The organism is Pantoea sp. Acro-807 (genome assembly GCF_011752675.1).
In the GTDB taxonomy this organism is placed as follows: domain Bacteria; phylum Pseudomonadota; class Gammaproteobacteria; order Enterobacterales; family Enterobacteriaceae; genus Pantoea; species Pantoea eucrina.
This window is the reverse complement of sequence record NZ_VWXE01000003.1, coordinates 113747-134402: the sequence shown is the minus strand read 5'-3', so window position 1 is coordinate 134402 and position 20656 is coordinate 113747. Positions and strand designations below refer to the sequence as shown.

General features: G+C 56.9%; 17 protein-coding genes. 3 read left to right on the top strand and 14 right to left on the bottom strand.

Annotated elements, in window-relative coordinates; genetic code table 11:
* Positions 1 to 115 precede the first annotated feature (115 nt).
* The 8 genes from F3J39_RS09435 to F3J39_RS09400 all read right to left on the bottom strand — a co-directional run bounded on the left by F3J39_RS09435 (position 116) and on the right by F3J39_RS09400 (position 7749).
* Entirely contained in the window at positions 116 to 424 is a 309-nt protein-coding gene (locus tag F3J39_RS09435; protein ID WP_039380466.1) for a hypothetical protein, read from the bottom strand.
* A 54-nt stretch (positions 425 to 478) separates the two neighbouring features.
* Complete coding sequence (locus tag F3J39_RS09430) at positions 479 to 970, bottom strand: Hcp family type VI secretion system effector (protein WP_039380468.1); 492 nt, start codon at positions 968 to 970, stop codon at positions 479 to 481.
* Between the two features lie 19 nt (positions 971 to 989).
* Positions 990 to 2636, bottom strand: coding sequence for an OmpA family protein (locus F3J39_RS09425; RefSeq protein ID WP_211049527.1), 1647 nt, complete (start codon positions 2634 to 2636; stop codon positions 990 to 992).
* Entirely contained in the window at positions 2636 to 3286 is a 651-nt protein-coding gene (tssL, locus tag F3J39_RS09420) for a type VI secretion system protein TssL, short form (protein ID WP_071669200.1), read from the bottom strand. Before tssL ends, F3J39_RS09425 begins: the two co-directional genes overlap by 1 nt.
* Positions 3283 to 4620, bottom strand: coding sequence for a type VI secretion system baseplate subunit TssK (gene tssK / locus F3J39_RS09415; RefSeq protein ID WP_145339536.1), 1338 nt, complete (start codon positions 4618 to 4620; stop codon positions 3283 to 3285). The genes tssL and tssK overlap by 4 nt, the downstream gene beginning before the upstream one ends.
* A gap of 14 nt (positions 4621 to 4634) precedes the next feature.
* Positions 4635 to 6176: a type VI secretion system contractile sheath large subunit gene (gene tssC / locus F3J39_RS09410; protein ID WP_186368984.1), complete on the bottom strand. Its 1542-nt coding sequence runs from the start codon at positions 6174 to 6176 to the stop codon at positions 4635 to 4637.
* Between the two features lie 38 nt (positions 6177 to 6214).
* On the bottom strand, positions 6215 to 6712 hold the full coding sequence (gene tssB, locus F3J39_RS09405; RefSeq protein ID WP_104085399.1) for a type VI secretion system contractile sheath small subunit: 498 nt from the start codon (positions 6710 to 6712) through the stop codon (positions 6215 to 6217).
* A gap of 332 nt (positions 6713 to 7044) precedes the next feature.
* On the bottom strand, positions 7045 to 7749 hold the full coding sequence (locus tag F3J39_RS09400; protein ID WP_039380478.1) for an MgtC/SapB family protein: 705 nt from the start codon (positions 7747 to 7749) through the stop codon (positions 7045 to 7047).
* Between the two features lie 413 nt (positions 7750 to 8162).
* On the opposite strand from F3J39_RS09400, the gene ddlA reads away from it, so the two are divergent.
* Positions 8163 to 9257 carry a D-alanine--D-alanine ligase gene (gene ddlA / locus F3J39_RS09395; protein ID WP_039380480.1) on the top strand — a complete coding sequence of 365 codons (1095 nt, stop codon included), beginning with the start codon at positions 8163 to 8165 and terminating at the stop codon, positions 9255 to 9257.
* Positions 9258 to 9264: 7 nt separating this feature from the next.
* On the opposite strand, the gene F3J39_RS09390 is transcribed toward ddlA, so the two are convergent.
* Positions 9265 to 10683: a GGDEF domain-containing protein gene (locus tag F3J39_RS09390; protein ID WP_039380482.1), complete on the bottom strand. Its 1419-nt coding sequence runs from the start codon at positions 10681 to 10683 to the stop codon at positions 9265 to 9267.
* A 220-nt stretch (positions 10684 to 10903) separates the two neighbouring features.
* The gene (locus F3J39_RS09385) at positions 10904 to 12379 is read right to left on the bottom strand and encodes a SulP family inorganic anion transporter (RefSeq protein ID WP_145339534.1); all 1476 of its coding nucleotides are present in this window, start codon (positions 12377 to 12379) and stop codon (positions 10904 to 10906) included.
* 931 nt (positions 12380 to 13310) lie between these two features.
* Between F3J39_RS09385 and F3J39_RS09380 the strand changes: the two genes are divergently transcribed.
* Positions 13311 to 14024 carry a polyphenol oxidase family protein gene (locus F3J39_RS09380; protein WP_039380486.1) on the top strand — a complete coding sequence of 238 codons (714 nt, stop codon included), beginning with the start codon at positions 13311 to 13313 and terminating at the stop codon, positions 14022 to 14024.
* A gap of 143 nt (positions 14025 to 14167) precedes the next feature.
* Here the strand turns inward: F3J39_RS09380 and idnO are convergent, their stop codons facing one another.
* The 3 genes from idnO to F3J39_RS09365 form a co-directional block, all read right to left on the bottom strand.
* Positions 14168 to 14932, bottom strand: a complete 765-nt coding sequence (gene idnO, locus F3J39_RS09375; RefSeq protein ID WP_166714102.1) for a gluconate 5-dehydrogenase — start codon at positions 14930 to 14932, stop codon at positions 14168 to 14170.
* Positions 14933 to 14941: 9 nt separating this feature from the next.
* Complete coding sequence (gene idnD / locus F3J39_RS09370; protein ID WP_166714101.1) at positions 14942 to 15973, bottom strand: L-idonate 5-dehydrogenase; 1032 nt, start codon at positions 15971 to 15973, stop codon at positions 14942 to 14944.
* A gap of 159 nt (positions 15974 to 16132) precedes the next feature.
* On the bottom strand, positions 16133 to 16831 hold the full coding sequence (locus tag F3J39_RS09365; protein WP_039380492.1) for a response regulator transcription factor: 699 nt from the start codon (positions 16829 to 16831) through the stop codon (positions 16133 to 16135).
* Positions 16832 to 17527: 696 nt separating this feature from the next.
* Here F3J39_RS09365 and F3J39_RS09360 point away from each other — a divergent pair.
* The gene (locus F3J39_RS09360) at positions 17528 to 19525 is read left to right on the top strand and encodes an NADPH-dependent 2,4-dienoyl-CoA reductase (RefSeq protein WP_166714100.1); all 1998 of its coding nucleotides are present in this window, start codon (positions 17528 to 17530) and stop codon (positions 19523 to 19525) included.
* Here the strand turns inward: F3J39_RS09360 and rlmG are convergent, their stop codons facing one another.
* On the bottom strand, positions 19526 to 20644 hold the full coding sequence (rlmG, locus tag F3J39_RS09355) for a 23S rRNA (guanine(1835)-N(2))-methyltransferase RlmG (RefSeq protein WP_094111017.1): 1119 nt from the start codon (positions 20642 to 20644) through the stop codon (positions 19526 to 19528).
* Between the last annotated feature and the right edge of the window lie 12 nt (positions 20645 to 20656).

The following is a 20656-nucleotide window of genomic DNA, read 5'->3' as shown; positions in this document are numbered from 1 at the left end:
GCACGCTACCGCCCCTGGCCGTTCACCGAGGCCCATAAGGCTTAAAAACAGGATTGGCTGAGCGCTGGTGTAAAAACGCTCACTGAACGTGGCGACAGGTGTCGCCACAGAGGGGTTAAAAACTGTGGCCGAGGTGCTCTCTTTTATTGATATCAATTGGCCGGGTGACGCTGTTATCCAGAATGACGTGCCAGCAGGAGCTGCCCGTATCCGGTTGCAGTGTCATATGCCAGCGGGCATCACCGCCGCCATTTGGCCCCGCTTTCCGGTGTGGTCCGGCAATCACCTTGAGCGTACCGCTGCAATAAGCATCATTAAGCTGAGAATCGATGGCACACGCTTTTTCAATCAGGCGTTCCGTATAGTTCTTGCTGAAACGCGGATCTTTCTGCCAGTTGGTCGCCCAGTTAGCGAGATGCGACATAACGCCTCCATTTGCAGGTGCTCAGAGCACAACGCCCTGAGCAGGGTGAATCAGTTACGCGGTAGCGCGTTCGCTCCAGGAATCGGAGTGGATGATGTTGCCTTCTTTATAGGTCCAGGTGATCTTTTCGTAGCGCAGCTCAACGTGCTCCAGATGGTTGTGCTTCTCCTTTGCCGGATCTTTGGTGTCGTGCATCACCGGATTCACCTTCACCACCTTCACGTTCTCAAGCTTTGTGTTGAAGTACTCAACTTCCTGACCCGCGTCGTTGATGCGATACCATTTGAACTCCGCCGATTTCAGAGTCTGTCCGGTGGTTACCGCTTTGTAGAGATACGGGCTTGACGCGTCGATTTCTTTAGTGAGCAGAAAGGGCGTATGAATACGGGTGCCGGTCAGCTTGCCGGTATTGTTGTCGGTAGGGATGTACAGGTTATGCTCCTGTGCCACCACCTCAATGCTGCCCTCGCGACTCTTCACATCTACAGACCCTTTGATGTCCGCTCCGCCATCATTCTTCAGCCACAGATAAACCGGAATTGCCATGGTATTGCTCCTTTTCAGATTAAGAATGGCCATCATCCTGTGATGACCGGGTGAGTCCGTTCGCTACGTGACAGGCGTCAGCCTGCGGTACCAGACTGATTTCGACGCGACGGTTACGCGCGCGACCCGCCGCGGTGTCGTTGGCGGCAAGCGGGCGGTCATGACCGTAACCCTGCACCGCAAAACAGCTCTCCGGCACGTCGCCGGTGTCGCGCATCCAGTTGCGCACGGCTTCCGCGCGTCTCAGTGAAAGCAGCTGATTAGCTTGTGCACTGCCGGTACTGTCGGTGTGGCCGGCTATCACAATCAGCCAGCCGGGCCGGGCTTTGATATTCACCAGCGCGTGGAGCAGCACCTTGCCGGAATCGGTTTTTAACGTTGCCCTGCCCGATTCAAATAGCGACAGGCTGTCAAGGCGCACCGTTTCTGGCCCCTGTACGACCTGCCGGATAACCGGGGCCGGCGGCGGGGGCGGTGCCCAGCGGTGTATGGCCGCATTCACCGGTGCGGTCAGCCGCATGCCCTGATAGAGCCCCATACCAAACCGCATCGGCTCACCGCTGCGCTGCCACTCATCCAGCAGCGCGCGATCGCGGATAAGCGCATTGCGCGCAAGGGTTTTCGCCGCAATGGCGTCATCAGGCAGGCTGCGCCACAGGTCAAGGTGATCGGTCACGCTGCGTGTGAGGCGCTGGTTGTGAATGAAAGAAAAAAGCATGGCGAGTGCCAGAAACAAACCCAGCATCAGGCCAGCTATGCGCAATTTGCGTAGCCAGCGGCTGATCCCCGGCCGCCGCGCCAGGCCGGACAGAAGGCGATCCGGCAGCGGTAGTGAAAGCGGGGATTCGTTGTTTTCAGATGAAAGCGTGGTCAGCCCGGCAACATGCTGCTGCCACAGGTTGTCCGCCAGCGCCGGCGACGGCGTCAGGCAGAGACCGATCTGGCAGGGGCGCGCTGAGTGCGAAGCGGCAAACTGCCCCGCATACCACTGCATCACGCTTTGCAGCCTGAGCGCGTGGTGAACAGAGTGCGCATCCTGTGCTGCCCATTCACTCAGTGAAAGGCGGGCACGTTTGTCCGGATGAAACTGCAGCTCTGGATGGTCGGCCGTCAGGCTGAACCAGTATGTGCCGCTATCCCCGGACGAATTCCATATCACCGTCCGGAGCGGCGGCAGTCCGTTCAGCACGCGGCGGCACTGCAGAAATGCCCGCAGCCATACGCACTGCTGCTGTGTAAATATCTCTGCGGAGGTGTGCAGTCCGGGGACGATTGCCAGCATTACTGACAGCTGCGGCATCAGTGACGGAGAGTGAAGAGCCAGCCGTTCCGCCAGCGCGGATAACTCACCGGGCTGGCGAACGTTCAGATACCATCCCTGCCCGCTCTCATGGTGGTCCCGCTCGCCAAACAGCAGCGCGGTGTCTCCTGTCACGAGGATCACCGGCCGGCGCCAGGTTTCAGGTGGCAGGCTGGCATCTGCAGCAGAGTGACTGTCAGAGGTGGACCGCTGCAACCGCCACAGAATAAACGCAGATACCAGCAGTATCAGTCCGCAGAACATCGCCCTGTTCAGCGGCTTCAGACCCCAGTACTCCACTACCAGCAGCAGGGCAAGTCCGCTCCCCAGCAGCACCAGGCCCTGACGTGAATCGGGTCGGAACATTACTGCGCCCCCGCAATGTGCGACACCATATCTGCCAGCGCTGACTCCAGCACGAACCAGAGTCCGGCGAGCAGCATCACGGCCACTCCCCAGCTCAGCCAGTAAACGCGGCGTCCGGTGCGCAGACCTGCGGGCCGGATAACCAGCGGTGCATCTTCCGGCAGCGTAAACGGCGGCACCCGCGCAGCCAGCGCATTCACCACATCCTCACGGCGTTCATCATCCTGAGCGCGATAGTGCCCGACGAAACCCAGCTGCAGCGTGCGGTAAAAGCAGGTCAGGACAGCGATCTCCGGCGCTGGCTCATGCAGCACGGTACGGATGCGATCCCATAACGCTTCCCCGCCGTTCAGGGAGCCAAAAAAACGCACCTGCAGCGGATCACGGCTCCAGCGAGCCCAGCCATCATCCTGAACTCCCCGGTTCAGTACCGCCTCATCCAGCAACACGCAGAAGGCATATAACATATGGTCGCAGCTGGCCTCGCTGACTCCGGCTTCTGACAGCGCTTCACGGGCTGACTTGACCCAGTTAACCGCCTCACGATAGAGCGCGTCTCCGTTTTCAATTTGCTGCCCGCCTCGCAGCTGGCTCACCATCAGCCAGCCCTGAAAAAAGAGTCGTTCCGTCAGTTTGTTAAGATTATTCATGAGCGCAGCACCGCGTAGAGTTCCAGCTTCAGCTCACCCAGCGATTCCGGGGTATAAAAAGTACAGCCGCCGGAGGCAAGCATCGCCTTCGCCGCATCCGTTGAAAGATCCAGCGCAAAGTACTGGTTTTCAAGGCGCAGCGGAATAGCCGCAGGCACATGGGCTAGCGGGCGGATGGTCATACCGCTCAGGGCAATATTCACCACTTCAGAAACGTCAGCGTGGCTGCCAGCCTTGCACAGCAGCGGAAAACGCGCCTGAAGTTCGTGATTTGGCAGAGACGATCGAACAGAGAGATAAAAATCGGCCCCTTCGCGCAAACGGGCATCGTGCAGCTTTCCCTTCCACAGTACGCCCTGATTCTCCAGCTCAATGGCGATAACACGGGAAGGCAGACTCGCCTCCAGCAGCGTGTCCAGTAGCATAAAGAGCGGCGGGAAAACCTGCTCCGGCAGCTCATGCCGGTAGCGTGGGATCTCATCCGGCGTATTGCTGAGGGAAAACGTCAGCAGGCTGCCTGCCAGCCGCACCAGCTCGCGATAAAGCAGTTCAGGATGACGTGACGGCGCGTGGTGCAGCTCTGTCAGTACCGGATCGGCGCTGTTCAGCGCATTCAGCAGCCAGAACAGAGAAACGTCGGATACGGCAAAGTCCGCCATACGCTCATTGCTTTCGCGGCGCAGCTGCATCAGATGCTGACGCCGCGCCTGCAGGCGGTGCAGCAGGTCACCCAGCCCCGTAACCAGCGCCGGACAGGCAGTCAGTGCCAGCATGGGCGGGATAAATGCCGCGTCGCGTACCCACTCTCCCTGCGCATTGCGCTTAAGACGGGCTACCGGACAGGTCAGATACGCGGCGTTTTCCTGATGCGTCAGCCGCAGCCGCAGGGCATAACGCTGCACCGCCATCTCCGTGATCTCATGACCGGCCAGTTCCTGCACGCGCTCCCGGGCGGCGACCCAGCGGCGCGGACGCTCGCTTTCGGCATCGTTGACCAGATTACCGCCGCTTGCGTTGATGAGCGGTAATGCCAGCACCACCTCCACACAATCCCGATCTGTGACGTTCGTTAAGTCACAAACTGGCGGAAGCGCATCAGCCAGGCGGGTATCAACCAGCGTGCCATCGGTAAAGCGGACGGCAATGCGCGTCGCATTCAGTTTTGAGAGTGCCAGCGCGCCGTCATCGAACTCTGCACACAGCACTCCCCATGGATGAGCCAGCGTCATACCTGCGACGGTACCGGCCACATGCGCGTCCCACATCGCCTGCTGCTGGAACTGCTGCGGCGTCAGAAACGCGCCCTCTTCCCATAACGGACGGTAAATTTTCATTCCGGATGGCCGCCTTACGCTTTCGCTTTTGGCATCCGGGATACCAGTGACAGGTTGACGTCCATGCCTTCCACCTGAAAGTGCGGCACCGCAAACAGCTTCACGCGGAAGAAGCCTGGATTGTCCTCAATGTCTTCCACCACCACTTTTGCTTCACGCAGCGGGTGCGAAGCCTGCAGCGCATCGCCCGGATTTGTCATCTCCGTCACCAGCGTTTTTATCCAGTTATTGAGCTCCAGCTCCAGCAGGCGACGATCTTTGGTGGTTCCGATGTTCTCGCGCTGAATCAGCTTCAGGTAGTGCGCAATACGCGACAGCAGGAAGATATAGGGCAGGCGGGCATTGATACGGCTGTTTGCCGTAGCGTCAGCCGTGTCATACAGCGCCGGTTTCTGCGTGGAGTTTGCCGAGAAGAAGCAGGCGTAGTCGCGATTCTTATAGTACGAGAGCGGAATAAAGCCGAGGTTCGCAAACTCAAACTCGCGGGTTTCCGGGATCATCACCTCTGACGGGATTTTCACCTGGTTGCCGGTGCCGAGATCGTAAAGATGAATAGGCAGGTCATCTACTGCGCCGCCCGCCTGCGGACCGCGAATTTGTACGCACCAGCCGTTGCTGATGAAACTTCTCACCATATTTGCGGCAAAAGCGAACGCGGCGTTTACCCACAGATATTTCTCGTGGTCCGGGCCTTTCACCTCCTCCGCGTAGTTAAAACTGCGTACCGGCATGGTGTCGGGGCCCCAGGGCAGACGACCCAGCACGCGCGGCATGGTCAGGCCGATATAGCGGGCATCATCGGTTTCGCGGAAAGATTTCCACCTGATGTACTCAGCGCGATCAAAGTAGTTGCCGATATCCTTAATGGCCGCGACCTCTTCCATGGAGTCTTTCAGGAAGAACGCCGGACCTGCTGAACCGATAAACGGCATATGCGCAGAGGCTGCCACTTTAGAGATGTTGCGCAGCAGCGCGATATCCTGTGCGGATGCATCAAACTCATAGGCTGAAATGACTGCCCCAATCGGCTCACCGCCTGGCATATCGTATTCGGCAACGTAGGTCTGCAAATAGAGACCGCTCTGGACTATTTCCGGCGCATCTTCAAAATCCTGGCGCAGGTCATCTTTCGATATGTCCAGCACGTCGAGCTTCACGTTCTGACGAAAGTCGGTTTTATCTACCAGGGATTTAAGGCCGCGCCACACCGACTCAACCTTCTGAAACGCCTCATGGTGCATCACTGCATCCAGCTGACGGCTAATCTGCGCATCAAGCTCAGCAATGTGGTGATCCAGCAGATGCTTGTCGAGTTTCTCAACCTGTGTGTTGCTGCTTTTCAGACGGGTAAGCAGCACCTGTATGGCCGCGGTAACGCGCTCATCGGCCGAGGCGTCTGACAGCGCCTGACTATCCTGCCAGACGTTCAGATCGCTGAGTTCAGAGACCGGATTGAGATTGATTTTATCAAACAGCGAGGCGTAAACGCCCTCCGCTGCCGGGCGCTGCGGCACGGCGGCACTGCCCGCAGACAGGGTTTCATTCTGAACTGACATCAGGATTGTCTCTCGTATTAGTCCGTTAAGGGGAGAATTCAGTCGTGGTTACTGGCGAGGGCAGAAAGCTCGCTGCGCAGTTCACGGCTCAGGGCCGGATCTCTGAGAATGGTTTCAAACTCTTTGCGAAAGGTCGCATTGTCGAGCAGGTTGGATTTCAGATCGCGCAGCAGGTTGCGCATGGCCAGCATCACATTGAGCTGCGGGATTTGACGGGCAACCTGTTCCGGCTCGAAGTCCTTCATGCTGCGAAATGTCAGGCTGACCTGTTGTTCGCTACCGTCAGCGGCGACGGCGTCTGGTACAGCGTAATTTACCGCAGGTGAAAACTCGCTCAGCACGCTGTCAAAGTTGTTTTTGTTGACGCTGATTTTTTCGCGTTCAGAAACTACACGCTTATCTCTGCCGTTGCTGAAATCGCCTGTCACCAGCAGTTTCAGCGGCAGCTCAGTTTTCTTCTGTGCCCCGCCGGTATGCAGGTCAAGGCGCAGATTAATACGTGCTTTAGGGATCTCGTTTTGATAAGAATTGCTCATATTTACTCCTGTAAAAATGGCGAAAAAAACAGATAACCCCTCTGCTTCCTTAGGGGTATGGCGTGAATATAAAATAGGCCGGATTAATAAATCAACCGCATGGGTTAAATTCTTATAATTGATTTATATAGAAAAAAAGCGGAAATTCGACTTAAGTCATTGAAATTGATTTTTAAAACATTGTTCAGATTTATCTGAAAATTAATCGATTGTATTTTTCATTCCGCCAGGTTATGAGAACTCTGCGCAGTTAACTTGATCATTATCTTTTAACTGTTTTTTTATGGAACAGTTCCTCGATGTAATTAACAAGCAGGTAAAACCAGACGCTTTTAATCGCGCTCCATACCGCACACCTGCCAGCGCACCGCACTGACGCCCTTCTCCAGGCTGATGCGGCTGACAAGATTTTCCAGCTGCTGGGTCAGATTGGGCTTACCCAGCACTTCGGCGCTGACCATCATGCGCTGCGAGCTGTCGATATCTTCACTCTGCAGCGACTGCAGGCGCAGATCGCTGTTGCCTAAACTGTGCAGCATCAGGCTGCGTACCTGCACCTCATCCTGCGCCAGGCAGGTGATCTGCACCGTATAGTGCTGCACCGCTTCGGCGGCCGGCACCAGCGTCTGACGGTTGATGCTCCGCGTCAGTTCGCGCAGCAGAATGTTAGCGCACAGGATGATCAGGGTGCCGATAGCCGCCTCCAGCAGCAGCCCCATGCTGCACAGCACCCCTACTGCCGCCGTGCACCAGAGCGTGGCAGCGGTGTTGAGTCCGCGCACGTTCAGGCCATCACGCATAATCACGCCGCCACCGAGAAAGCCGATGCCGGAGACCACGTAGGCGGCGATGCGCGATGCGTCATGGGCAATACCAGGTACGCTCTGCGTCATCAGTACAAACAGGCAGGCACCGGTGCTGACCAGCGCGTTGGTGCGCAGGCCGGTCATGCGCTGCCGCAGCTGGCGTTCGCTGCCGATCAGCGCACCCAGAATCAGTGCTGCAGTCACCCGCAGCAGGAAAATTTTCCAGTCCATTTTATCCTCCGCATGTCAGCAGACGCTGACAACAGCTCAGAATGAAAGAATGGATCGCAGCGGGCGACGTGCTGCACGTGAGGCAGCAGATGAACAGAGGCCATTCGGGAGGGAATATGCCATCTCAACGCGCGGTTAAGACAGCGGGAACACTATCTTAGCGCGGACGCCTTTTGCGATCGTTTGGGACAGTTGTCCAAGAGAGTGCTCCTGTTAAGTAAACCGCCGCGATTTTAAGCACAGAAAGTCGCGTAATCAAACTGATTTCCCGTCTGTTTAGGGATGATTGACCGTTTTTTGCAACAGCGGGAGCACGGCAGCAGGCGCGCCGTTCTGATGCGATTTGCGCTCCCCTGACCCGGAATACGCGTGCTATCTTAGCTGCTCGCTTAACTGCAATCGGATAAGAAACAATGGCAAAACAGCGCGTAGGGATTGTCTTCGGCGGCAAATCTGCTGAGCATGAAGTCTCATTACAATCAGCAAAAAATATTCTGGATGCGCTGGACCCGCAGAAGTATGACGCGGTGCTGCTGGGCATTGATAAACAGGGCCGCTGGCGGCGCTATGACGCCGGCCGCTTTCTGCTCAACGCTACGGATCCGGCGCGCATTGCGCTGCACCCGGAGGGAGAAGCCGTGGCGCTGATACCCGGAGGCGAGCGGGCGCAGTTTATCGGCTGTGAGCAGGCGGAGCCGCTGCCTCATCTGGATGTCATTTTTCCGATTGTGCACGGTACGCAGGGGGAAGATGGCTCACTGCAGGGGCTGCTGCGCATGGCGGATGTCCCGTTTGTCGGCTCGGATGTACTGGGGTCCGCAGTGAGCATGGATAAAGATTTTACCAAGCGTCTGCTGCGTGATGCCGGCCTTCGCGTTGCGCCGTGGATCAGCGTGACCCAGGCAGAGCGCGACACGCTGGACGCGGCAGCGGTCATTGCGCAGCTGGGCCTGCCGCTGTTTATCAAACCGGCTAATCAGGGATCGTCGGTGGGCGTCAGCAAAGTTACCGATGCCGCTGAGTTTAACGCTGCTGCCGATTTAGCGTTTCGTTTTGACCGCAAAATCCTGATTGAAACAGGGATTAACGGGCGTGAGATTGAGTGTGCGGTGCTGGGTAACGACGCGCCGGAAGCGAGCCCGTGCGGAGAAGTAGTGGTGCAGGATGCGTTCTACGCCTATGACACCAAATATATCAACGCCAGCGGTGCGCAGGTGGTGGTGCCGGCAAACATCAGCCGGGAAAACAGCGCGGCTATTCAGGCAACCGCGCTGGCCGCCTTCAAAGCGCTCGAATGTTTTGGCATGGCGCGTGTCGATGTGTTTCTGACGGATCGCGACGAGATCGTGGTGAACGAAGTGAATACCCTGCCCGGCTTTACCAATATCAGCATGTATCCCAAGCTGTGGCAGGCGGCGGATCTGAGCTATCGCGATCTGATCAGCCGCCTGATTGAGCTGGCGCAGGCGCGACATCAGCAGCGTCAGCGCTTAGCCAGCACGATGTAAGCGGCGCTCAGGCCACATGACTGGCGCTCAGCGCGGCGGCGGGCGCCACCTGGTTACGTCCGTTGCGCTTGGCGCTATAGAGATGTTTATCTGCTGCGGAAATCAGCCGGTTAATCACCTCCGGCCACTCCCGCTCGTGCCGCGCGCAATCCCACGCCAGGCCCATGCTGGCCGTCACCGTCACGCTGTTTCCTTTGATCCAGAACTTTTCGCGCGCCAGCGCCTGGCGCACGGACTCCGCCAGCCGGTAGAGCTGTTCCGGCACGGCATCAAACACCACAATCACAAACTCTTCGCCGCCAAAGCGGCAGATCATGCCCTGCTGCTGCGCCACCTGTTGGATACGTCGCCCAATCTCTTCCAGCACGCTGTCACCGGCGTCGTGTCCGAAGTTGTCGTTAATGGTTTTGAAGTAATCGACATCCAGCATGATCACGCCGGTATGGCGCTGCAGAGAAAACGGCATCTGTTTCAGCTGTTCATACAGGCCGGAGCGCGACAGCTGCTGCGTCAGCACATCGACGTTTGCCCGCAGCGCCAGACGCTGATTAAGCTGACGGATAGCGTCCATACTGACCGCCACCAGCAGCGGGCTCAGCGCAACGGTCGCCACCCCGAGGCGTGCCGACGTAAGGTGGCCAATCGGCAACAGCGCGTCGTTACCCTGAATATTCATCACGCCGTGAGAAACCAGCACAATCTCTGTAATACCGGTCAGCAGGATCACCACGCTGGTGACCGGCATAGGCAGCACAATCGCACACCAGATCAGCGCCGGCACCGGAAAGGTCAGACTGCCGGCGCCGCCAATCAGCGCGCCCGCTGTCAGCGACAGCACCACGGCGAGCAGCGGCAGCAGCGTCGCCGGCGTCAGCAGCTGACGCAGAGAGACGCTGCGCAGCGGGCGGGCCAGCATAACGGGCAGCAGCATCAGCGAGGTCGAGATCTGTTCGCTGAACCAGTCAGCCCATGCGACCACAAAGCGCGCATTGAAATCGATGCCCTGCGCCCAGGCGCCCCAGGTCGCACAGGCAGCGGCCCCGAGTAAACAGGCGGGAAAAATGCGCATCGCATTGACGACCTGACTGCTGGCAGCTGGTGTCTGCAGCGGTCTGATCAGCATACAGACCGCGACAAGCGTAAACAGAATATTGGCGATATTGATCGTGACAGCAGCAAACGCCCAGCCTGAAAATACCGTGTCGTTAAAAATCATCGCGGCCAGAGCAACAAGATAAGTGGAGGGCGTATGCAGAAAAGGCTGACGGACAATCAGCCCGGCAATCAGCGCATTAACAGGCCAGAACAGTGAAAACTCTTCAGGGACCCGCAGGTGGCTGCCAAGAAAACAGAAAAAGAGCGTAATCAAGAAAAGCGTGAGAGCATTTTTCTTATCGTTATGTTCATCAAACAGCGAAACGCGCATTCATCCGCATCCTGTAACCTGAAATCGTTGCCGCGTTGCAGTGGCACCCCCTTTTATTGAACATCAGATCGTGCGGTGCCAATTCAGCGAACAGGTTCGGGTTTACTCTCCTGTTCGGCTGGCTAAGGCATCCGGCCTGCAGACGTTCTGCCGCCGATTATGCCGCGCCCGAACAAAAACCGTCTACCCGTGATATCCGATTTTTGCCGGGCATAATCACCTACTTAACGGCTACCGGCCACTGGCTCAGCCGTATGCCCCGCTCCGGCGCATTTTCGCCAAAGTCGCGCAGAACCGCTTTCACATCCGGATCGAGATATTCCGCGTTACCCTGCTCCACAATCACCAGGCTGTTTTCCGGAATTTCTGCCAGCACGCCCTGCAGCTTAGGGTTATGCATAAACGTCAGATTCTGATGAAAGCGCAGCACATAGTGATCGTCATGGCGGGTGAGCTGCAGCGCATTGCGGTGGCTCTGATAGATGCTGCAGAGGATCTGCACGGCGATCCCGAGGAAAATACCGGCCAGCATCCCCAGCAGGATGATGCCGCCAATCGTGGCCAGAAAAGGCACCGACTGCGCCCACCCCATCCGGATCTGCTCAGCAAACAGGCGCGGCGTCGCCAGCTTGTAGCCGGTGTAAAGCAGCACAGCGGCCAGGCTGGCCAGCGGGATCGCGTTGAGCAGCGAACTGAACCACAGGCCACAGACCAGCAGCAGGACGCCATGGATCAGAATTGAGAGCTTACTCTGTGCACCGACGCTGACGTTAACCGAACTGCGGACAATGACGGCGGTAATCGGCATTGCGCCCAGTAATCCTGCCGTTAAGTTACCTATTCCCTGCGCCACCATCTCTTTATCAGGCGAAGGAGCCGGATACTGCGGGCGCAGTTTTTTCAGCGCCTCCTGGCTGAGCAGCGTCTCCAGGCTGGCGACCAGCGCCAGCGTGATCGCGACCACCCAGACGGCGGGATTCTGCCACGCCAGCCAGTCCGGCGTTTCCAGCTCAGCGGCCAGCGCGCTAAGGCTGTCAAACGCAGGCAGTACGATACGCGGTAACCCGTCACCCAGCGCTGGTAAGAGCCGGTCTCCGGCGAAGGTTGCCATACAGCCAATCAGCACCGCCACCAGCGGACCGGGGATCCAGCTGAGCACCCTGACTGACTTAACCAGCGGCGTGGTCCAGAGCCAGAGCGTCAGCAGGCCCGCTGCGGCCACGCCTGCCGCGCTTGCTGAAAACGCAGTATTGGCTGACAGAAGCGCCCCCAGCCCGCCCTCTCCGGCTGCGCCCAGCGCCACCGGAATCTGCTGCATAATCAGCAAAATGCCGATTGCGGCCAGCATGCCTTTAATTACGCTGCCGGGCACCAGCGCGATAAACCGCCCGGCGCGCAGCAGGCCCAGCAGGCACTGCAGGACACCCGCCAGAATCAGCGCGGTCAGAAAAGCAGAAAAACTGCCCAGCGTCTGGATGGACGCCACCACAATCGTTACCAGCCCTGCTGCCGGGCCGCTGACCGCAAAGCGCGACGGACTCAGCGCGGTTACCAGCAGCCCGCCAATTACACCGGTAAGCAGACCGGCGAAAGGCGGCAGACCGCTGGCCTGAGCAATGCCCAGGCAAAGCGGCAGCGCCACCAGAAATACCACCAGCCCGGCCGGAATATCCTGCCGCAGTGTTTTAACGTTCATGGCACATGCTCCTTAGCTGATTGCGGTACAGATGACGCAGAGGGTATTTAACATAGCCTGAGCGGTGCTCATGACAGGGTAAAACGGCGCCGCGATATTTCACTGATAACGGTTTTTGTATCATCACAATCATCTTCTCTTTATGCCTGCGTATCTGATTTGCAGATAATAAATGCCCTCTGAGCAGGAGGCCGTAAACCTCCGCAGCGGAGACAAAGCAGCTTCACCTCACAAAAATTGGTTATAGCCGCTTAAGATTTAAGTTGCATCTTTATTATTTAACGCCGCGGGACGGCAGCCGTTTTGTAAAATAAAAGTCAGGAAAGGTAATTAATAAGTCAGTTTAAGCAAGCATATTTAAAAGAGGATAATTAGTTAAAGCGATTATATTTCAATGGATAAAAATCTATAAAAAATAACGCAAGAAGCTGGCTGACAAAAATATACATATTATCTGGCAGCAGCATGCACCGCGCTGGCTAATAATCGCACTATAACCAGGATAGTTCTTAGTTATTAAAATTAATGCTTAGCGCAATAATCTGTATTACCCGGAAAACATCAAAATTATCCACTCATCGCTGGCGTAAAATCAGGTTATATATCATGAAATGCCGCCAGCGCCTGGCAGCTAACGCAAAATGTAAATATGCGTGGCTCTGACGGTAAAACGTAATCCCCTGCGCCGCCGGGTGTTTTTTCAGTGGTCAAATTATTTACCGTTCCACTCTTTTATGCAGTTACTCCGGCTCTGCCCGGCAATCTCAGCGCAGGCCATCGTGAAACACAGCGCTGTGATACGGGCAGCTATAAGCTGAACGCATGACGTTAGCCGTGATGAGAAAGATATCTGCCGGAGCGCTGTAAAAACGTACCGGTTAACGTAAGCTGTGCGCAGTCGCCGGTTACGTTCAGGTCACAGGAGAGAAGTATGGAGAGTAAAATCTGCGGTCCGCGTTCAGCGCTGCTGGATAGCCTGACATGGCTGGAGTATGCCTTTCAGCCTGCGGGTCTGCCTGCACCTGAGGCTGCCGCTTACGGACATCAGCGTCACAGCGCCCGCGTGGTGTTATCGGGACAAAACCGGCCGCCAAAAAGCTGTGAATCTGACGGTGTGATTGCTGAAGATAACCGTCCGGTAGCGGTTTATACTGCCGACTGCCTGCCGGTGTTGTTTGCCGATCCCGTGCAGCAGCAGGTGGCGGCGATCCATGCCGGGCTGAACGGCACGCTTAGCGGAATTCTGCAAAGCGCGCTGGATGCCCTGCTGGCACGCGGCGCGAGTATCGATACGCTTTGCGTCGCTATCGGTCCGGCCATTGGCCCCTGCTGTTATGAGCTGGGCGAGGATCGTATCCGCCAGATGCAGCAGCGCAGCGATCTGCCGCCGCTGCAGTGGACGCATCAGCAACCCGTGAATCCGCAGGCGGTACGTGCGCAGGCGCAGGCGCAGCAGCAGGGGGCGTGGTTCAGCCTGCCCGGGCTGGCGCGCAGCATCCTGCTAGAGCGCGGACTCGGGCCGGCACAGATTGATGCGGTCAACGTATGTACCTACTGTATGGCCGAGGCGGGATCCAGCTACCGGCGCAATACCCACTTCAGTAGTGGATACCAGTCGCGCTTTTCGTGGATCCGCCGTCGTTAATCGCTTTGCTGCCCTGTGAGCAGCCGGCCCGTGGATAAGCGCGCTAAGCGTCAGCAGAGCCGCGGCTCCAGGCGGCGAGATTGGCGCTTCCTTCTGAATCTCCACTGTTTAAAATGTTGCCAGGCAGGCTCTCGGGCCACGCACTACACGGCTACGCGCATACCGCCATCGACAAACAGCAGATGTCCGTTAACGAAATCTGAGGCGGCAGAGGCCAGAAAGATGGCGGCACCAATCAGCTCTTCCGGCTTACCCCAGCGCGCAGCAGGCGTACGCTTAGTCAGCCAGCCGGTAAACGCGGGATCGTCAGCCAGCGGCTGCGTCATCTCGGTGACAAAGTAGCCCGGCGCAATCGCATTAACCTGAATGTTGTAGCGCGCCAGCTCGACGCACATTCCCCGCGTCAGCATGGTGACCGCCCCTTTAGAGGCCGCATAAGGCGTGATGGTGTCGCGGCCCAGCTCACTCTGCATTGAACCGATATTGATAATTTTGCCGCGCTGGCGCGTTACCATCTGCTGCGCCACTTTTTGCGAGACAAAAAACACGGCGGTCTGGTTTACCGCAATTACGTCGTGCCAGTCCTGTTCAGGAAACTCCAGAAAAGGCCGCCGACGCTGGATGCCGGCGTTATTTACCAGAATATCGATGGCGCCCCACTGTGCTTCAATTTCATCGATCGCCTGATGCACCGCGCCGGAATCGGTTACGTCAAACGCTTTGGCCCAGGCGACGATCCCCTGCTCGCGCAGGGCGGCGGCGGCGCGCTCTGCCCCTTCAGCTGTGGTCGCGTTAATAATCACTTCGGCGCCGGCTTCACCCAGGCCCTGCGCCAGCAGAAACCCGATACCGCGTGCTGAACCGGTCAGCAGTACACGCTTGCCGGCCAGAGAAAAGAGTGCGTTCATAGTATCTCCCTAAAAAGTCAGCTGAACTTTTGCCGCGCGGGTTTTATCGCTGGCAAACTGCAGCGCCGCATCGATATCCTGAAGCGGGTATTCCCCGCTGTAGAGCGGCAGCGGGTTGATAACGCCCTGCGCCAGCCACTCAACTGCCGTATTGAATTCATGCGTAAAACGGAACGATCCCGTCAGATTTATCTCTTTGGCAATCAGCGTCATCAGGGGGAAATCAGGAAATGCGCCGCCCATTCCTACCTGCACCACCGTGCCTCTGGCACACACAACTTCCAGGCAGCGCTGCAGTGACGCCGGATGGCCGGACGCTTCAAACGCAACATCGAAGTAGCCCTTATCCGCCATCCAGCCGGTGAAATCGCCGCTTGCCGCGTTAGCTATTTGCGTGGCACCCATTTGCTGCGCCATCTCCAGCGAACGTTCACTGATATCGCTGCAGACAACCTCTGCAGCACCACGCGCCTGCGCGGCAGCGGCAATCAGACAGCCAATTGGCCCGGTGCCGGAGATAAAGATACGCTTACCGGTAAGATCGCCAGCCTGATGCGTGGCGTGAATGCAGACTGCGAGCGGCTCAGCAAACACCATCACCTTTTCATCGGCATCCTGTGGAAAAGGCACGCACTGGCTGCTCGCCACCACTTTGTGCCGGGTAAATCCGCCATCGACGTGCGGGACATACATTGCACTGCCAAAAAAGCGCATGGCGGTACACTGGTTCTCCTGCTGGCGCTGACAATATTTGCATTCACCGCAGGGTTTAGCCGGATTGACAGCCACTTTTTGCTGCGGCTGCAGGCGGGGATCGTCGCTTTCAATGACGTAACCAATCACTTCATGCCCGAGTATCATGGGCATTTGCAGCGCAAAGCTGCCCACTTTTCCCTCCTGGTAGTAGTGCAGATCGGAGCCGCAGATTCCGCCGCGCGTAATGCGCACCAGCGTGCCGGAGCCATCCCATTGCACCTGCTGCTGTGCGACACTGACCTGCTTTTTGCCGGTAATAACGCAGGATTGCGTTTCAATATTCATGTTTATCCTGTGAGTCTGATGATGTGACGACTATAAAAACGGGTTAAACAGGATAAAACTGTGATGAACATCACTCAGAACGATGTTACAGAAAAGATGTTACCGGGAACGTGAACTGGCTATCAGGTTGCTGCGCTCGGGCGCGGCCGCCCTGCGCGATTACCGGGCTGACAGCAGCTCCCGGCTATATTTAAATAGTTCCGAATCTGAACGGACGCCGAGCTTTTTCAGCGCCGACTGCTTCTGTCCGCTTACCGTCTTCCGGCTTCGTCTGAACTTGGCCGCAATCTGTGAAACGCTCATGCCATCAAGAAAGCAGCGGATCACTTCTGCTTCACGCGGGCTTAATAATCTTATTTTTTCGTGAAGAACCGGCTTACAGCTGATACAGAAATCATCGTCCGCCTTTTTTCCGGAAATGGCATACAGCGTCTGGATCTCTTCAGCAAGGTGCGTGGCTAAAAACAGGTTATTCTCAGCAACGGATCTGACCGCCGCCAGTACCTCTTCAAAGGGATGGCTTTTACCGATAAACCCGTTTACGCCGGCCCGGAGTACCATTCTTGCTACCGCCGGGCTTTCGGCAGAGGTTAAAACCAGCATTTTCTGCATCGGATAGTGATTACGTATTTGCTTTATTAGCGTCAGGCCATCAATTTCACGCTCGCCCAGCAGGAAATCCAGAATCAGAACATCAACACTGTGCGTACTTAACGCGCTGAAAAGCTCGCTGCCGGAAGACCAGGCAGCAACAAGGTGAATATCGGGATGGTTTTTCAGACATAGCTCAAAAACCAGACGAATCATAGGATGACCGTCAAGAACAGCAATACGGACTGGCTGAGTGTTTAAATCCAATCTGCCTCTCCTCTAAAAGTATATGACAGGTAAAAGGGCTATATCGTTTAACCTTTTCAGTTAACTCAGTGGTAATAGCAGGAAAATCACCTTCACAATGTGATTATTCAGGTAATTATATAAAACCGATAAATAAAAAATTGTTAAGATATGGAATTAACTGCCTCACAAATAAAATAAAGGATAATCCACCCAGAAAAAGAGGCACCCCGGCTGCTGGCTGCCGCTAACTGTGCGGGCTGGCGCGCAATAAATATATCACTCATCCGATCGCACCATTCAGCTGCGCGCTATAATTAACAAGCATCATTAATAACATTAAAATAGCGGTTAAAATGATAAATTCTCTGTCTGACTCTATCTGAAGACTTATTTCCAGATTACTTTCCCGCTATAATATTTAAAACTCAGGCGAGTTGCGATGAACACAGGTTGCCGCGGTCTGATAATTACCCGGCGTTTCCGGAAAAAGGAATCCATGATGATATATAAAAAGTGCTAAGTCATTAGCCCTGTACTCTGGCCCTTTCAGGGCGCGCCGGTCCTTCCCGTGCGTAACGAAGACAAGCTGATACTTCGTACGTAACCTGCCGCCCTGCTTTTTTTGACGTCTCTCACAAGCTCAGCGTCCCCCTCTTCCATCATGCGCGATTACCGTTAGAGTTAACTCATCCGACCACTTTCGAGTACCCGATCATGATCGAGCACTACCCCTGCTTATTTACGCCTCTTGATCTGGGATTTACCCGGTTAAAAAATCGTTTTCTGATGGGCTCAATGCATACCGGACTGGAGGAGCACCCTGACGGGGCGGAGCGACTGGCAGCTTTTTATGCTGAGCGCGCACGCGAGGGCGTGGCGCTAATTGTAACCGGCGGCGTCGCGCCGAATGCGCAGGGTGTGGTGGCACAGGGTGGTGCGATGCTGACCGATGAAAGTCAGTGCGGCTGGCATCGTCAGATCACGACGGCGGTCCATGCGCAGGGCGGAAAAATCGCGCTGCAGATACTGCATGCCGGACGCTACAGCTATCAGCGTGCGCTGGTAGGCCCTTCCGCACTCCAGGCGCCTATTAATCCTTTTACTCCGCATGCGCTGAGCGAAGCAGAAATTGAACAGACGATTGCCGATTTTGCCCGCTGCGCCCGTCTGGCACAGCAGGCGGGCTATGATGGCGTAGAGATCATGGGCTCCGAGGGGTATCTGATTAATCAGTTTCTGACGGCGCAGACTAACCAGCGCACTGACGCCTGGGGAGGCGATGTGCAGCGGCGGCAGCGCTTCGCCCGTGAAGTGACGCAGGCGGTACGCCACGCCACAGGCGAAGACTTTATTGTTATTTTCCGGCTGTCGCTGCTCGACCTGGTGCAGCACGGCAGCACGCTGGATGAAACGCTGATGCTGGCTGAAGCGCTGGAAGCGTGTGGCGTGACGCTGTTCAACAGCGGTATTGGCTGGCATGAAGCGCGCATCCCGACGATAGCCACCTGTGTCCCGCGAGCCGGCTTTGCCTGGGTAACCCGCCACCTGCGCGAACGCGTATCCGTGCCGGTAATTGCCACCAACCGGATCAACCACCCTGACGTGGCTGAAGCCCTGCTGCGCGACGGGACTGCTGATATGGTTTCAATGGCACGGCCGTTTCTGGCGGATGCCGCGTTTGTCTCCAAAACGGCGCAGGGTCAGCCTGAAGCTATCAATACCTGTATTGCGTGTAATCAGGCGTGCCTCGATCAGATTTTTGCAGGCAACGTGACATCCTGCCTGGTCAATCCGCGCGCCTGCCACGAAACCCTGATGCCGGTTGTACCAGCCACGCAGCCGAAGCAGCTGGCTGTGGTTGGCGCTGGTCCGGCAGGCATGGCTTTTGCCCTGCAGGCGGCTCAGCGCGGGCATCAAGTAACGCTCTATGAAGCGGAGGCGGAGATTGGCGGGCAGTTTGGTATCGCCCGACAGATCCCGGGTAAAGAGGAGTTTAGCGAAACCCTGCGCTACTTCCGCCATCAGCTTGCGGCAGCGAAGGTGACGCTGCGGCTTAACCACCGGGTCTGTGCCGAAGAGCTGACAGACGCGGATGAAATTATCATTGCTACCGGCGTAACGCCGCGTCAGCTCTCTATTCCTGGCATCGATCATGCCAGCGTGATCGGCTATCTGGATCTTCTGCGCCATAAAAAACCGGTGGGTCAGCGCATCGCCATTATCGGCGCAGGCGGCATCGGTTTTGATACGGCCGCCTATTTACTCCATTCATCAGAGGATTTTTACCAGCGCTGGGGAATCGATCGCACGCTGCAGGCGCGCGGCGGCATTGTTCCTGCCCGGCCACCCTCTCCCGGCCGGCAAATCTGGCTGCTGCAGCGTAAAGGTGGGAAGCCCGGAGCGGGCCTGGCGAAAACCACCGGCTGGATCCACCGCGCCAGCCTGCAGGCGCACGGCGTAGAGATGTGGGGGGATGTGGAATATCTGCGCATTGACGATGCAGGGCTGCATCTGCGTCACCAGGGTAAACCGGTCACGCTGGCCGTTGATAATATTGTGGTTTGCGCCGGTCAGGAGCCGCTGCGCCTGCTGGCTGACGAGCTGACCGCACGCGGCAAACCGGTGCGGGTGATCGGCGGCGCAGATGTGGCGCAGGAGCTGGACGCGCGGCGGGCTATTGCACAGGCTACCGCGCTGGCGCTGAGTCTGTGATCAGCGCAGTTTGACCGCGCGCAGCACCACAAACTTGGCGCTGGACGCCACCAGTTCGCAGTTACCAAACAGCTTCTTCATCTTCTGGTGATAGCCGAGGTGCCGGTTGCCCACGATGCGCAGCTCACCGCCATACTGCAGGCAACGCTTTGCGTCGCGCAGCATCTGCCACGCCAGGTGATCGGTAACCGCATGCTGCTGGTGGAACGGCGGATTGCACAACACCGCATGCAGCCGGTCGGAGGGAAAGCCGCTCAGCACATTATTAACGCGGAACTGACTGCGCGACAGATCCTGCGGGCGGTTAACCCTGACGTTCAGCTCGCTGGAGGCGACCGCCATATAAGATTCATCATAAAACAGTACCTCAGCCTGCGGATTCTGCTCCAGTGCCATTAAGCCAATCACGCCGTTGCCGCAGCCGAGATCCATGATTTCGCCTTCAATATTGTGTGGCAAATGCTGCATAAACAGCCGCGCGCCAATATCCAGCGAAGTGCGTGAAAAGACGTTGGCGTGGTTATGGATCTGGTAAGGCGTCTCATCGAGTGGCCAGACGGTAGTGTCCGCCGCCTCAGCCAGCGCCGGGGCGCTGTAACGGCTGTAGATCAGACGCGCTTTTTTCCAGGCCAGCGACGTTTTACTCTCACCCAGAATTCGCTCAAACAGCTGCAGGGTGGAGTTATGAATATCTTTTGCTTTGGCTGCCGCCAGAATCAGCGTCTCTGGCGTGGCCACGCTGCGCAGCGCACGCAGCTGATGCTCCAGCAGCGCCAGCGCTTTGGGAATTTTGATTAAGACAGCAGCAGGCGCCGCAGGCAGCGCGCTCAGGCTGTCAATAAAGTGAATGCGATCGTCAGACAAACCGTTTAAGCGCAGATTCTGTCTGGCTGCCTGCTGGCTCAGCCAGGAGTCGCTGACATGCCAGATCTCCCGATCCTGCAGGCCACAGGTTAATGCCCCAAAGCTGTCATTGAACACCAGCACCGGACCTTCCGGCAGCGTCTGCTGCAGCAGATATTCATCGGCAGCATCCCACGCCTGTAACGGGCTCTCTTCGCGCATCGGCGGAAAGCGCTCCAGCGTAAGGGTGCTATGGGTCAGTTCAAGTTGGCTCATGGGATCTCCGGC

What these genes read in the sequence shown, in the direction of transcription:
- F3J39_RS09435 (WP_039380466.1), bottom strand. Translation starts at nt 424, where the DNA reads ATGTCGCATCTCGCTAACTGGGCGACCAACTGGCAGAAAGATCCGCGT.
- F3J39_RS09430 (WP_039380468.1), bottom strand. Translation starts at nt 970, where the DNA reads ATGGCAATTCCGGTTTATCTGTGGCTGAAGAATGATGGCGGAGCGGAC.
- F3J39_RS09425 (WP_211049527.1), bottom strand. Translation starts at nt 2,636, where the DNA reads ATGTTCCGACCCGATTCACGTCAGGGCCTGGTGCTGCTGGGGAGCGGA.
- tssL (WP_071669200.1), bottom strand. Translation starts at nt 3,286, where the DNA reads ATGAATAATCTTAACAAACTGACGGAACGACTCTTTTTTCAGGGCTGG.
- tssK (WP_145339536.1), bottom strand. Translation starts at nt 4,620, where the DNA reads ATGAAAATTTACCGTCCGTTATGGGAAGAGGGCGCGTTTCTGACGCCG.
- tssC (WP_186368984.1), bottom strand. Translation starts at nt 6,176, where the DNA reads ATGTCAGTTCAGAATGAAACCCTGTCTGCGGGCAGTGCCGCCGTGCCG.
- tssB (WP_104085399.1), bottom strand. Translation starts at nt 6,712, where the DNA reads ATGAGCAATTCTTATCAAAACGAGATCCCTAAAGCACGTATTAATCTG.
- F3J39_RS09400 (WP_039380478.1), bottom strand. Translation starts at nt 7,749, where the DNA reads ATGGACTGGAAAATTTTCCTGCTGCGGGTGACTGCAGCACTGATTCTG.
- ddlA (WP_039380480.1), top strand. Translation starts at nt 8,163, where the DNA reads ATGGCAAAACAGCGCGTAGGGATTGTCTTCGGCGGCAAATCTGCTGAG.
- F3J39_RS09390 (WP_039380482.1), bottom strand. Translation starts at nt 10,683, where the DNA reads ATGCGCGTTTCGCTGTTTGATGAACATAACGATAAGAAAAATGCTCTC.
- F3J39_RS09385 (WP_145339534.1), bottom strand. Translation starts at nt 12,379, where the DNA reads ATGAACGTTAAAACACTGCGGCAGGATATTCCGGCCGGGCTGGTGGTA.
- F3J39_RS09380 (WP_039380486.1), top strand. Translation starts at nt 13,311, where the DNA reads ATGGAGAGTAAAATCTGCGGTCCGCGTTCAGCGCTGCTGGATAGCCTG.
- idnO (WP_166714102.1), bottom strand. Translation starts at nt 14,932, where the DNA reads ATGAACGCACTCTTTTCTCTGGCCGGCAAGCGTGTACTGCTGACCGGT.
- idnD (WP_166714101.1), bottom strand. Translation starts at nt 15,973, where the DNA reads ATGAATATTGAAACGCAATCCTGCGTTATTACCGGCAAAAAGCAGGTC.
- F3J39_RS09360 (WP_166714100.1), top strand. Translation starts at nt 17,528, where the DNA reads ATGATCGAGCACTACCCCTGCTTATTTACGCCTCTTGATCTGGGATTT.
- rlmG (WP_094111017.1), bottom strand. Translation starts at nt 20,644, where the DNA reads ATGAGCCAACTTGAACTGACCCATAGCACCCTTACGCTGGAGCGCTTT.